General features: G+C 68.2%; 8 protein-coding genes. 3 read left to right on the top strand and 5 right to left on the bottom strand.

Translation table 11 applies throughout. The features are described from left to right. Positions 1 to 88 precede the first annotated feature (88 nt). A complete protein-coding gene (locus tag DFW101_RS11340; RefSeq protein WP_009181654.1) occupies positions 89 to 946 on the bottom strand; it encodes an ABC transporter substrate-binding protein in 858 nt (285 codons plus the stop codon). Positions 947 to 1,142: 196 nt separating this feature from the next. On the opposite strand from DFW101_RS11340, the gene DFW101_RS11335 reads away from it, so the two are divergent. The 3 genes from DFW101_RS11335 (at position 1,143) to DFW101_RS11325 (ending at position 5,592) form a co-directional block, all read left to right on the top strand. Beyond that, entirely contained in the window at positions 1,143 to 4,448 is a 3,306-nt protein-coding gene (locus DFW101_RS11335) for an ATP-binding protein (RefSeq protein WP_009181653.1), read from the top strand. A gap of 76 nt (positions 4,449 to 4,524) precedes the next feature. Beyond that, positions 4,525 to 4,878, top strand: a complete 354-nt coding sequence (locus DFW101_RS11330; RefSeq protein WP_009181652.1) for a response regulator — start codon at positions 4,525 to 4,527, stop codon at positions 4,876 to 4,878. Between the two features lie 126 nt (positions 4,879 to 5,004). Further along, positions 5,005 to 5,592: a chemotaxis protein CheC gene (locus tag DFW101_RS11325; RefSeq protein WP_009181651.1), complete on the top strand. Its 588-nt coding sequence runs from the start codon at positions 5,005 to 5,007 to the stop codon at positions 5,590 to 5,592. A gap of 148 nt (positions 5,593 to 5,740) precedes the next feature. Here DFW101_RS11325 and DFW101_RS11320 read toward each other — a convergent pair whose 3' ends face one another. From DFW101_RS11320 to DFW101_RS11305, 4 genes are all read right to left on the bottom strand, one after another. After that, complete coding sequence (locus tag DFW101_RS11320; RefSeq protein WP_009181650.1) at positions 5,741 to 7,036, bottom strand: Nramp family divalent metal transporter; 1,296 nt, start codon at positions 7,034 to 7,036, stop codon at positions 5,741 to 5,743. A 29-nt stretch (positions 7,037 to 7,065) separates the two neighbouring features. Then, the gene (locus DFW101_RS11315) at positions 7,066 to 8,325 is read right to left on the bottom strand and encodes a magnesium transporter MgtE N-terminal domain-containing protein (RefSeq protein ID WP_009181649.1); all 1,260 of its coding nucleotides are present in this window, start codon (positions 8,323 to 8,325) and stop codon (positions 7,066 to 7,068) included. Between the two features lie 646 nt (positions 8,326 to 8,971). Further along, positions 8,972 to 9,712, bottom strand: coding sequence for a FlxA-like family protein (locus tag DFW101_RS11310; RefSeq protein WP_009181647.1), 741 nt, complete (start codon positions 9,710 to 9,712; stop codon positions 8,972 to 8,974). A 544-nt stretch (positions 9,713 to 10,256) separates the two neighbouring features. Continuing rightward, a complete protein-coding gene (locus DFW101_RS11305; RefSeq protein WP_009181646.1) occupies positions 10,257 to 12,740 on the bottom strand; it encodes a sensor domain-containing protein in 2,484 nt (827 codons plus the stop codon). Positions 12,741 to 12,759 lie beyond the last annotated feature (19 nt).

The following is a 12,759-nucleotide window of genomic DNA, read 5'->3' as shown; positions in this document are numbered from 1 at the left end:
GCTCTATAAGTCGATTTGTCCGGCAGGCCAAGCCGGCGGCGGCGGCGGCCGGAAAGGGCTCCGGCCGCCGCCCGCGCCGCCGCGCGTCTTAATCCACGTACTTTTTGGCGTAGGCCGCGTCGTTGTACAGGGCTTCGCCGTATTTGTCCTTGCCGAAGGAGTCGAGGAGCGCCTGGCCCTCGGGCGAGGCCACGAAGGCGATAAATCCCGTGGCCACAGCCGAGGCCGGCTTGCCGTCCTTTTGGCCGCACAGGGCGTGGTAGGTGTTGACGAGCTTTTTGTCCCCGGAAAAGAGGACCTTGAGCTTGGGGGTGTTCTTTTTTTCCGCCGCCCAGGTGCTGCTGTCGGTCATGAAATAGCCGCCCTCGTCATTGGCCCGCGTAAGCGTCGCGGTCATGAAGGCCTTGGTCACCACGTACCAGTCGCCGGCCGGGGCAATGCCCGCGTCCTTCCAGGTGTCCAGCTCCTTTTTGTGGGTGCCGGAGTTGTCGCCCCGGGAGAAGAACTTGGCCTTGGCCTCGGCGATCCGGCGGTAGGCGTCGGCGGCCGAGGCCGCCTTGGCGATGCCGGCCGGATCGGCGGCCGGGCCGACGAGGAAGAATTCGTTGGAGCCGATCAGGGTCGGGCAGCCGGCCCAGCCTTCGGCCACGGCCTTTTTCTCGGCCGCCGGGGCGTGGACCATGATCATGTCCACTGCGCCGGCTTTGAGCATGTCCAGGGACTGGCCCGAGCCGGCCTTGATCCAGTCGAGCCGGCAGCCGGCCTTGGCGCAGTAGGCCTCGCCAAGGACCTTTAAAAGCCCGAGTTCGCCGGGGCTGCCCGTGGCCAGGGAAAAGGTCTTGGGGCCGGGGCCGTAGGCCTCTTCCACCGTGGGGCCGGCCGTGGCGTTTGGGACGGAAAAGGCCAAAAGGGCGGTCAGAGCCAGCAGAAAGGGCAATCGCGTCATGGGTCCCTCCTTGAGTTGTGTCACGACACTACGGGAAATCCGTGGCTCCGTCCAGGAAAATTGATTTTTCTTTATTGTATACAGCAATTTATGTCAAAATGAACAGGTTCGCCCCGCCGGGTGAAAGAGGGCTTTACACGTAATACCATGACGTGTTTCTATCCCGGAGCGGACACGATGGTCCGCTCCCCCGCCTATGAAACAGTCCGCGTTCGCCACCGCCCTCGGCCGCAGGTTGCGCCATCTGCGCCGTCTGGCCGGCCTGACCCAGGCCGCCCTGGGCGCGCGTTCGGGCGTGTCCCTCGAACACTTGAACAAGATCGAGCGCGGCGCGGCCGCCCCCTCCCTGGCCGCCATCGAATCCCTGTGCCTGGCCCTTGGCGTGAAACCGGCCATGCTTTTCCTTTTTACCGGCGACAAGGCCCCGGGCCCAAACGGTCCCGACAGTGCGGACGGGCCATCCGGGGAGCCGGCGGCGGTGCCGGTCCGGCTCGGCCTTTTCTCCTGGCGGCCGGACACGGACACGGTGCGGGCCGCCCCGTCCCTGCGCCGGCTGCTCGGCTACGCCGGCAAGCCCCGCCAGCAGTCCCTGGCCGGGTTCACCCAGGCCGTCTTTCCCCAGGCCGCCCGAAAAGTGGCCGAGATCGTGGCCCTTCTGGAAGCCTCGGACGAACGCCGGACCCTGGCCCTGTCTTTTTGCCGCCGCGACGGCGAGGTGCGCCAGGGCACCCTGGCCTTGGAGCCTTTTGGCGGCGAGCCGGACAAGGGACGGCTGGTCCTTGGCGTCCTGACCGACGTGTCGGAACCCTACCGCCTGGAACGGCTGGTGCGCGGCGAGGGGGCCCTCGTGGAACGGCGGGTGCGGGAACGGACCGCCAGGCTGGAGCGGGCCATGGAACGCCTGCGCCGGGAAAACGCGGCACTGGCCGCCGGGCGCGAGGTGCGGGCCGTGGCCGCCCTGGAGGGCCGGAGCCTGGGCCACGAAGGCTTCGTCCAGGACGCCACGGCGCGCGACGGCGCCGAGCAGTACCTGCGCCGCTACGCCCGCATCATCGCCGCCTCCACCGACATGGTGGCCCTGGTCGACGGGGAGGGGCGCTATCTCTTCGTCAACGACACCTACGCCACGGCCTTGGCCCAGCCACGGAGCGCCATCGTCGGGCGGCGCATCGCCGAATTTATCGGCGAGGCCCCTTACCGGCGGGAGGTGGCCCCGCGCCTGGCCGAGTGCCTGGGCGGGCGGCTGGTCCAGTTCGAGCGCTGGGTGGACCTGCCGGGACTGGGCCGCCGGTATCTCGGCATCCGCTACGCGCCCTGGACCGAGGAGGACGGCCGCCAGAGCGTGGTGGCCAGCCTTCGGGACATGACCGAAACCCGGCTGGCCGTGGAGGAGTTGCGCGAGAGCGAAAAGACCACCTCCATCCTCTACCGGATTTCGAGCGCGGTCTCCTCGGAAGAGGACATGGCGAGCCTCTACCGCACCATCCACAGCATCCTCGGCGAAACCATCGACACCCGGGAATTTTTCATCGGCCTGGTGGACAAGGACGGCGACCGGCTCGATTTCGTGCTCTTTGCCAGTGCCACCCAGCCGCCCCTGGAGCCGGTGGTTGGCCTCAAAAGCCGGCTGACCCCGCTCACCAAGGACAATTTCAACGATTTCAAGGAAACGAGCGCCCTGATCGAGGTCATGCGCACGGCCCATCCCCTGCTCGTGACCCGCCGGGGCATGCGTCTGACGGGCCTGGCCTGTCCCGGGCAGACGCCCGAGGTCTGGCTCGGCGTGCCCATCCGGGTCCGCCAGGAGGTCCTTGGCATCATGGCGGTCATGCATTTTTCCGATCCCGGGCGTTACGGCCGCAAGGACGCCGAACTCCTCCTGTCCGTGGCCGAGCAGCTGGCCCTTGGCGTGGAGCGGCGGCGCAACCTCGACGCCCTGCGCGCCGCCAAGGAGGACGCCGACCGGGCCAACCAGGCCAAAAGCCAGTTTCTGGCCGGCATGAGCCACGAGATCCGCACGCCCATGAACGCCATTCTCGGCCTGACCGAGGTGGCCCTGCGCACGGAGCTCACCGAGGAGCAGCGCGACTACCTCGACACCGTGAGCGATTCGGCCAGGCATCTCCTCAACATCTTGAACGATATCCTGGATTTTTCCAAAATCGAGGCTCGGCAGATGGAACTCGAGGCCGTGGATTTCGACCTCCACGAGCTCCTGCGCTCGGCCATAAAGACGCTCGGCCTCGGGGCCCGGGAAAAGGGCCTGCGCCTGGCCCTCGACATCTTTCCGGGCCTGCCCCGCCACGTGTGCGGCGATCCGGGCAAGGTCCGGCAGGTCCTGGTCAACCTCATCGGCAATGCCGTGAAGTTCACGGCCGCAGGCTCCGTGACAGTCCGGGCGGGCCTGGCGGCCGGGGCCGTGGGCGAGCCGGGACGGCTGGTCTTCGAGGTGGCCGACACCGGCATCGGCATTCGGCCGGACATGCTGGAGGTCATTTTCGACAGCTTCCGCCAGGCCGACAACTCCACGGCCCGGCAATACGGCGGCACGGGCCTGGGGCTGGCCATCAGCCGGGAGCTGGCCGGACTCATGGGCGGAGAGATCCGGGCCGCCTCCACGCCCGGCTGCGGCAGCCGCTTCACCTTCACCGTCCCCTACCGGCCGGGCCGGGCCGACGCCGGCACCGGGTCCGGCCCGGCCGGGGCGGCCAAGGCCCCGGCCCGCAACCTTCGGGTCCTGGTGGCCGAGGACAATCCGGTCAACATCAAGCTCATGAGCATCCACCTGCAAAAGCTCGGGCACACGGCCGTCACCGCCACCTCGGGCGAAGGGGCCCTCGCCCGCCTGGCCGAAGAGCCCTTCGACCTGGTGCTCATGGACATCGAGATGCCGTCCATGGACGGCCTGACCGCCGCCCGCCGCATCCGGGCCGGCGGGAGCGCGGAGCGGCCGGTGCGGGACAAGGCCATTCCCATCATCGCGGTGACGGCCCACGTGTCGCCGGAGGTGAGGCAGGCCTGCGCCGAGGCCGGCATGGACGCCTACGTGGGCAAGCCCGTGAACCTGGAGGAGTTGGCCGGAACCATCGACCGGCTGGCCGCCCGCAAGGACGGCGGCCCGGCCCCGGAAAACGGCCTGGCGGCCGCGGCCGGGGCCAAGGCGGACGACGTGCCCCACGGCGTCCTCGACACGGACTGGGCCCTGCGGCGCCTGGGCATCGACCGGGAGATGTTCGGCCCGATCCTGGCCACCGCGCTTGCGGAATTTCACAAACGCCTGGAGGCCGCGGACCGGGCCCAAGCCGCCGGGGACCTGGCCGGCCTGCGGCTCCACGCCCACACGCTGAAGTCCACGGCCGCCACCATGGGCGCGGCCGAGTGCCTGGGGCTGGCCGCCGCCCTGGAGCAGGCGGCCGGGGATGCCGGGGGCGCCGGGGCGGGGGACCTGCTCTCCCGGCTGCGCCAGGCGGGGAAGGCGGCGGCCGACGCCTCGCGCCCTTGACGCCGCCAGCCGCCGGATGCGACACTCAACCCCTTGCCAAGCGCCCAGCCCGAGAAGGCTGGTACAGGATGACGCCATGCCCCTATTGCTTATCGCCGACGACTCCATGTTCCAACGTTTCCAGGCGGCCAAGGCGGCCACGGAGGCCGGCTTCTCGGTCATGGAGGCCAGGGACGGAGAGGAATGCCTGCGCCTGGCCCGGGAAAACCGGCCCCAGGTCCTCTTGCTCGACCTCAACATGCCCGATCCCGGCGGATTGGCGGTCATGGAGATCCTGTCGGCCGAAATGCCGGAACTGGCCATCGTGGTGGTGACGGCCGACATCCAGGAGACCACCCGGGCGCGGTGCCTGGAACTCGGGGCCAAAAGCTTCCTCAACAAGCCCATGGACGCCGCGGCCCTGGGCCGGGTGCTGGCCTCCCTGGCCTGAGGCGGGCCAAGGCATGGAGGGGTCCAAGGTGGCGCAGACGGCAAGAGTCCTTTCAACGCGCGTTCCCGGAGACGTGGACGGCCGCCCTTCCGGATGCGCCAGGAGCGCCCCCGGCGCGGGATTGCCATGACCCTCTCGTCTTTGCAACTCGATATCCTGCAGGAGCTGATCAACATCGGCGTCGGCCGGGCGGCCGGCATGCTGAACCAGATGGTCAACACCCATATCCAGCTCCAGGTACCGGTCCTTCGGGTGCTGACCCAGACCCAGTTGGCCGAAATCTACGCCGAACGGCCCCATTCGGTCTTCTCGGCGGTGCAGCTGAGCTTCACCGGCGAGTTCGCCGGCATAAGCGCCCTTATTTTCCCGCCCGAGTCCGCCTCCAAGCTGGTGGCCGTGGTCCTCGGCAAGGAGGCCCTGCCCGGCGACGACGCCATGCGCTGCGGCACGCTCCAGGAAGTGGGCAACATCGTCTTAAACGGCGTCATGGGGTCCATCGCCAATATCCTCAAGGAGCCGCTGCGCTACTCGCCGCCGGATTTCCTCGAGGCCGACATCACCGGCATCGTGGGCACGGGCGACGGCATGATCCTGGTGGCCCGCACCCAGTTCAGCATGAAGGACCACCTCATCGAAGGCGAGGTCCTGATCATCTTCAGCCTCTCCTCCTTCGATTCCCTGCTGACGGCCATCGACGCCATGGCCGCGCCCTGAGCCCCGGCCACGCCCCTTCCCGCGTCCCGCCCCGCTTCCCCGCGCCCCACCCCGCCTGTGCCCCTGCTCTCCAGGCCCTGGTATTTTCAACAGGCGGGAAGAAGTCCTTTTCTTTTCAAATGACAGTCACCCTTGGAAGGCGGGGGCCTTAGCCCGCCACCAGCCCGACCAGCCGGCCGATGGCCCCGGGCCAGACCGTGTCCAGGGTCATGAGCGCGGTCAGGCCGATCAGCGCCGCCACCGTCACCCAGGCCACGGTGTTGAAGGCCGGGCCGTTGACGTAGGCGCCCATGAGCCGCTTGTCGTTGATCAAAAGCAGCATGAGGATGAGCACAAAGGGCAGGACCACGCCGTTTACGACCTGGGAAAGGTACATGACCGCCAGAAGCGGCATGCCGGGCACGAGGATGGTAAGTGCCCCGAGGATGATGCTTATGGTGAAAAGCCAGAAGAACTGCGGGGCCTTGCGGAAATCCTTGTCGATGCCGAGCTCCCAGCCCATGGCCTCGCAGATGTAGTAGGCCGTGGACAGCGGCAGGACGCCGGCGGCGAAAAGCGAGGCGTTGATGAGCCCGACCGCGAAAAGCCAGGAGGCGTACCGGCCGACCAGCGGTTCCAGGGCCCGGGCCGCGTCCGCGGCGGTCTCCACGGTCAGCCCCTGGACATGGATCGAGGCGGCGCAGGCCACGACGATGAACAAGGCCACGGCCACGGCAAAGACGCAGCCGACAATGACGTCGAGCCGCGTGTAGCCGTACTTCTCGGCCGTGATCCCCTTCTCCACCACGGCCGCCTGCTGGTAGAACTGCATCCACGGGGCGATGGTCGTGCCGACCAGGCCGATCATCATGGCCACGTAGCCGCCGTCGGCCCGGAAGCTCGGCGTGACCGCGGCCAGGGCCACCTCGCCCCAGGGCACGTCCGCGAAAAAGGCGGCCAGGGGATAGGCGAGGTAGACCACGCAGGCGACGAGGAACACCCGCTCCACGATCCGGTAGGAGCCCTTGACGATCAAAAGCCAGACGAGGAGGGCGGCGATGGGCACGGAAATGAACTTGGAGATGCCGAAGATCTCCATGCCGGCGGCGATGCCCGCGAACTCGGAGACCGTGTTGCCGAGGTTGGTCAGAAACAGGGCGATCATGATGTAAAACGTGGTGCGCAGGCCAAAGGACTCGCGGATGAGGTCCGAGAGGCCCTTGCCCGTGACCGCGCCCATGCGGGCGCACATCTCCTGGACCACCACCAGGGAGATGGTCGTCGGGAGGAGCATCCACAGGAGCGAATAGCCGTATTGGGCCCCGGCCAGGGAATAGGTGGTGATGCCGCCGGCGTCGTTGTCCACGTTGGCCGTGATGATGCCCGGTCCGAGGAGGGCCAGGAACAGGAGGATGTTTTTGCGTGAGAGCCTGCGGGCCGGTGGGGCCTTGGTCGCTGCGGTCATGTCGGATGCCTCGCGAAGGAAGATTGGGCTTAGTGCGCGGCGAAACGCTTTCGGGTGACGGATTCGGGCAGGAACAGTTCCAGGACGTCGTCGGCCGGCACGATGCCGGCCATGTGCCCGGCGTTGTTCAGGACCGGCACGGCCAGCAGGTTGTACTTGGCGATGATCTCCATGATTTCCTGGGGCGGGGCGGTGACGGTGACGGCCTTGAGCCCGACGGTCATGATCTCGGCCACGGGGGTCTTTGGCGGAGCCAGCAGGAGCCGCTTGAGGGTGACCACGCCAAGGGGGGTCTCGTCGGCCCGGATCACGTAGATATAATAGATGTTGTCGATCTCCGCGCCGACCAGGCGCAGGTAGTTCAGGGCCTCCTCGGCGGTCATGGCCGGGGGCACGAAGGCGAAGAGGTTGTTCATGAGGCCGCCGGCCGTGTCCTCCTCGTGTTCGAGGAGTTCCTGGACCATCTCGGCGTCCTCCTCGTCCATGAGGTCGAGGAGTTCACGAGCCTTTTCCTCGGGCAGGTCGCCGAGCAGGTCGGCGGCCTCGTGGGGGTCCATCTCTTCGAGGATGTCGGAAGCCTGCTCGCTGTCGAGCTGGCTGATGACCCGGCCGCCGAGTTCGGGATCGAGCTCGCTTATGGCCTCGCCCACGGTTTCGACGTCAAGGGAGCCGAGGACCGTGCCGACTTCCTTGTGGGGGAGCTGGGCCAGGATTTCGGCGATATCGGCCGGGTGGAGGTCGGTTAAGCGTTCGCGGGCCACGGTCAGGGTCAGGCGGTCGGCGTTGTGGTCGAGCTGGGCCACGAAGCGCCAGTCGATCTCCCGGGACGGCAGGGTGACGCCAAAGACCCGGGCCAGCCAGGTCCAGAAGCGCAGCTGGCCGAGCCGCCGGGCCACGCCGCGAAGGCCCACGTCCACGGCGGCCACGAAGAGCCTCGAACCGCGCGTGCGCAGCTTCAGGTCGTTGACCCGGACCACCTTGGCCCCGTCCACGTCCACGATCTGGCGGTCCAGGACGTCGCGGCGAAGCCTTATGTCCGGGCCGTCGTCGGCGACGGCCTCGGCGTCGCCAAAGCGGTCGGGGCTGGCCGAAACCACCACGGGCGTGAAAAGGTTGACCGCGCTCCAGGGCACGAAACGGCGCTCGCCGCCCCGGCGGATGAAAAGGCCGGACACCAGGGGCAGGGAATCGCCCGGCAAAAGGCGCAGGTCCTCCAGGCGGCCGAGTTCGACGCCGGCCGGATCGATGACCGGCCGCCCCAGCACGGAACTGACGTAAAGTTCGCTCATGGCCAAGCCTCCCTGGCACAGGACGCGGCCGCCGGGACCGGCGGGCCGTGGGACCTGTGCGGGCTTGCGTCGGCGGGGAGGACCCCCGGGCGACGCGTCGGATCGGAAACGGAAAGGCGAAAGACGGGCGGCCTGGGCCGCCGGTCAGCCCTGCGCGGAGGGCAGGGGGCTTGGTGAGGGGGGTTCCTTTGCCGCGCCGGAAGTGGCGGCGCAAAGACGCCGGGAGCAGGGGAACAGAAGGGCCACGGCAAGGCTGCCGCAGAGGTTGGCCAAGGGCCGCGAGGCGAATGTTCGGGACCGGATGAAGGGAGTGTTCATCGGGCGCCTCCTTTACCGCCGCCTGACCGGCGGGGCTGGCGGAGGCGGCCCGTTCCCGCGAGGGGAGGGGCGCGCCACGGCGGCCGTGACGGCAGGAGGCGTTATCTCAAGCGAGAGTGCAAAAACGTTTGGTTCGTGCAACAACTACTGTACGGCTCGTCCATTTTTTCCTCAAAAGGGGTTGCGTGTTGCTTGGGCCTTATGCCTGTCCGCCGTCCTTGTCAACCGGTGGCGGCGGCCGGGCCGGCGTCACGGAGGGGCCGGGACAGGTCCCCGGCGCGGCGGTGATGCCGGCCCGACGGACGGGCGGGAGGAAGGCGTTGCGGCATCAGCCCGCGCCGCCGTAGGTGGTGGCCGCGGTGTTGCCGCCGGTGCCGCCGGTCGAGCCGGAGGAGCTCTCGTTTGACAGCGCCTCGGCGTATTGGGCCTGCAGTTCGGCCAGTTCGTTTTCGAGCAGGGTCTTCTGGGACTCCTTCTCGTCCTCGGACAGGCTCTGGCTGTCGAGCTTTTCGATCTGCTGCTGGACCTGCTGGATCTGCTCCTTGATCTCGTCGGCCGTGGTGTCGGAGTCGTCGTCGCTGTCGGCGGATCCGGACCCCGCGGCGCCACCGCCGCCCTTGGCCCCGCCCGAGCCGGACGCCTGGGCCGAGGTCCCGGCCGCCGTACCGGTCGCGGTGGTGGACGAGGCGGCTGCGGAGGCGGAATCCGTAGCCGTTGTCGTGCCGGTGGCGTCCGTGGCGTCGGTGGCGTTGGCCGCATCGGCCGTGCCGGCGGCGTCCGTGCTGGTCGCCGCGGCCGCCGTGCCGGACGCGGTGGTGGCGCCGGAAGCGCCGGCCGCGCCGAGGAGCGCGGCGGCGGCCGTGCCGGCGTTGCTGGCGGTGGCGCCGGCGGACAGGGCGTAGGACAGGGCCTTGCCCTCCTCGGAAATGCTGACCGTGTCCCCCGCTCCGGCGGAACCGCCGGACCCGGCGCCCGCACCGTCGCTTGCGGTTTTGCCGACCGCCGGGGTGGAAAGGCCGGTCACGGACGTCGCGTTGGAATAGAGCGTCAAGCTATCGATGGCAGCCATGGCACCCTCCTTTGTTGTGCCACCTATCGGTCTGTTCCGGCTGGTCTTTAGGTCGATTCCGATAATAATTAAAATAAATTTGCATGATTTTCCTTGTATCTTTTCCGGATTTGATCCGTCGTCACTGTAAACAACCGCAAGAAGAAAGGCGGACAATGCAACAGTGCATTGTCCGCCTTCTCTGGTGCGGGAGGGTGTGTTCGGTCCTGGCCGTCTGTGATGCCGCAAATCCGTTCCAACGGTTCCTGCGGCCGCCGGGCGGGCGGCAAGACGTCAGCAGGCCGTGGCAACGGCTCGGGCCGGCCGGCAAGACGAGCGGCGGGCTTCACTCTCCATGTCGCCGCGAGGCCGGCGGCCGTTACGCGGCCGGGCGAAAAAAAACGGCCCCAGGGGCAGGCCGGCGAAGTTTTTCGCCCAACGGCTTGCCCCCAAATGTACTCGCAAAACCCCCCGTCCTCCCCTTTCGGGGGGTCCGGGGGGGTGATCCCCCCCGGCGGAGAGGTCCAGGAGAGGCAGAGCCTCTCCTGGCCGCCGGAGGCCTCTTTTAGACGGCAGGGTGCTGGCGGATGAGGCGGCCGGCGGCGGTCGCTTCCACGGGGCGGGAGAACATGAAGCCTTGGGCCTTGTCGCAGTCGGCCAGGCGCAGGCGGTCGAGCTGGTCGGGGCATTCGACGCCTTCGGCGATGACGGTGAGGCCGAGGCTTCGGGCCAGGGAGATGATGGACTTGACGATCTCCTGGCTTTCGCCGTCGCAGCCCTGACCGCTGATGAAGGACCGGTCGATTTTGAGGTGGTCGATAGGCAGCTGGCGCAGGTAGGAGAGCGAGGAGTAGCCGGTGCCGAAGTCGTCGATGGCGATCTTGACGCCAAGGGCCTTGAGGCGGTTAAGCTCCCGGGCCGTGTGCTCGGCGTCGTGCATGAGCACGGACTCGGTGATTTCGAGCTTGAGGCAGGCCGGGGGCAGGCCGGTTGCGGCCAGGACCTGGGCCACGTGCTCGACCAGCCCGTCTTTGACGAACTGGCGGCAGGAGACGTTGACGCTGACCGAGAGATCGGCCGCCTCGGGCATTTCGAGCTGCCAGGCCCGCAGCTGCCGGCAGGCCTCGTCGATGACGAAGCGGCCCAGGGGCAGGATGAGGCCGGTCTCCTCGGCCAGGGGGATGAACTGCCCCGGCGGCACCAGCCCCCGGTCGGGGTGGTCCCAGCGGACCAGGGCTTCGAAGCCGACGATGCGGGAGTCCTTGACGTCCACGATGGGCTGGTAGTGGAGCAGCAGCTCCCCGGCCTCCAGGGCCTGGCGCAGGTCGGTCTCGAGGCTGATGGCTTCGAGGATCTCCTGGTGCATCTTGCGGTCGAAGATCATGGAAGCCCGGCCCTGCTCCTTGGCCCGGTACATGGCGATGTCGGCGTCGCGCAGGAGATCGTCGGCCGCGGCGTAGTCGCGGGTGTGGAGCACGATGCCGATGCTGGCCTCGGGGGTGACGGTCTTGCCGCAAAGGACGAAGGGCTTGCCAAGGCCCACGCCGATGCGCTCGACCACGGTCATGACCTCTTTTTTGGTCTTGAACTCTTCGAGGATGACGGCGAACTCGTCCCCGCCCAGGCGGGCGACCGTGTCCATGGACCGGACGCACCCGGACAGGCGCCTGGCCACTTCGACCAGGAGCTGGTCCCCGGCCTGGTGGCCCAGGGTGTCGTTTACGCCCTTGAACTTGTTGAGGTCGATCATGAGGACCGCGTACTGGGAGTCGCCGCGCCGCCGGGCCCGGGTCAGGGCCCGCTCCAGGCGGTCGGCGAAGAGGCTGCGGTTGGGCAGGCCGGTCAAGGCGTCGTGGAAGGCCTGGTGGGTGATCTGCTCCTCGAAGGCCTTTCGCTCCGAAATGTCCTGGTAGATGTAGACGATGCCCTGGGTCTCGCCCGCGATCTCGATGGGAAAGCCGATCATGGACACCGGGATGAGGCGGCCGTCGCAGTGGCGGCGGACGGTCTCGCGGACCACGGGCTTGCCGGCAAGGACCGCGCACCGCATGTTTTCGCATTCGGAGAGCAGGTGCTCGGGCACGATGAAGGCCCGCATGCCGAATCCCTGGATGTCGGCGGTCCGGTAGCCGAACAGGGCCTCGAAGGCCTTGTTGGCGTCCACGATGTTGCGGTGCATGTCGATGAGCGCGATGGCCTGGGGGGAGTTGGCGAAAAGCTGGGTGAAATAGGCCCGCTGGGTGGCGAGGGCCGCCTCGGCCCGCTTGCGGTCGGTGATGTCGACCACCGTGCCCTCGTAATAGGCGGGCAGGCCGTCCGCGCCCCGGACCACCCGGGCGTTTTCGGAAATCCAGATGACGGTGCCGTCTTTCTTGCGGATCTCGGACTCGAAGTCCCGGACCTGGTCGTGGGCGGCCAGTTCCCGGACGAAGTCGTCACGCCGCCTGGGATCGACGTAGAGCTGGTTTCGGATGTCGCGGAAAAATTCCCGCATCTCGGCCACGGATTCGAAGCCGTAGATCCGGGCCAGCGTCCGGTTGACCTCGAGGTAGCGGCCGGCGGGCGTGGTCTGGAAGATGCCCTCCACCGCGTTCTCGAAAATGGACCGGTACTTGCGCTCGGCGTCCCGCAGCCGGTCCTCGGCGAGCAGGCGCGAGGCAATGTCGCGAAAGAGCATGCAGGTGATGGGCCGGTCTCCGAGCATGCCGACCGGGAACTGGGACACGCGGACGTCGGCGGCGTCGCCCTCGCCGGCCGCCCACCGGGTCTCGCGCAAAAAGGCCGCGCCGCGAAGGCTCCAGACCTCTCCGTCCTCGTCCGGCCGGTCGGCCCGGCCGGGCCGGCTGGACACGGGCCGCAGGACCTCCCGGAGGTCCAGGCCCACCACCTCCGGGATTTCCACGCCGAAAAGGGCCTCGAAGGCCGCGTTGGCGGCCAGGACCGTGCCGTCGGCGTCGCGGAGCAGGGCGGCGTTGGGGGAACACAGGAACACGCGCCGGAAGGCGTCGTCAGGAAGCTCGGGGAAGGTGCCCGGAAACTGGAGCGTCATACGGATGCCTCAAGGAAAG

It is taken from the genome of Solidesulfovibrio carbinoliphilus subsp. oakridgensis, from assembly GCF_000177215.2.
Taxonomy (GTDB): domain Bacteria; phylum Desulfobacterota; class Desulfovibrionia; order Desulfovibrionales; family Desulfovibrionaceae; genus Solidesulfovibrio; species Solidesulfovibrio carbinoliphilus.
This window is presented reverse-complemented; position numbering and strand designations above follow the sequence as displayed.

Coding starts and splice junctions, on each gene's coding strand:
- DFW101_RS11330 (WP_009181652.1), top strand. CDS start 4,525: ATGCCCCTATTGCTTATCGCCGACGACTCCATGTTCCAACGTTTCCAG.
- DFW101_RS11325 (WP_009181651.1), top strand. CDS start 5,005: ATGACCCTCTCGTCTTTGCAACTCGATATCCTGCAGGAGCTGATCAAC.
- DFW101_RS11340 (WP_009181654.1), bottom strand. CDS start 946: ATGACGCGATTGCCCTTTCTGCTGGCTCTGACCGCCCTTTTGGCCTTT.
- DFW101_RS11305 (WP_009181646.1), bottom strand. CDS start 12,740: ATGACGCTCCAGTTTCCGGGCACCTTCCCCGAGCTTCCTGACGACGCC.
- DFW101_RS11310 (WP_009181647.1), bottom strand. CDS start 9,712: ATGGCTGCCATCGATAGCTTGACGCTCTATTCCAACGCGACGTCCGTG.
- DFW101_RS11315 (WP_009181649.1), bottom strand. CDS start 8,325: ATGAGCGAACTTTACGTCAGTTCCGTGCTGGGGCGGCCGGTCATCGAT.
- DFW101_RS11320 (WP_009181650.1), bottom strand. CDS start 7,036: ATGACCGCAGCGACCAAGGCCCCACCGGCCCGCAGGCTCTCACGCAAA.
- DFW101_RS11335 (WP_009181653.1), top strand. CDS start 1,143: ATGAAACAGTCCGCGTTCGCCACCGCCCTCGGCCGCAGGTTGCGCCAT.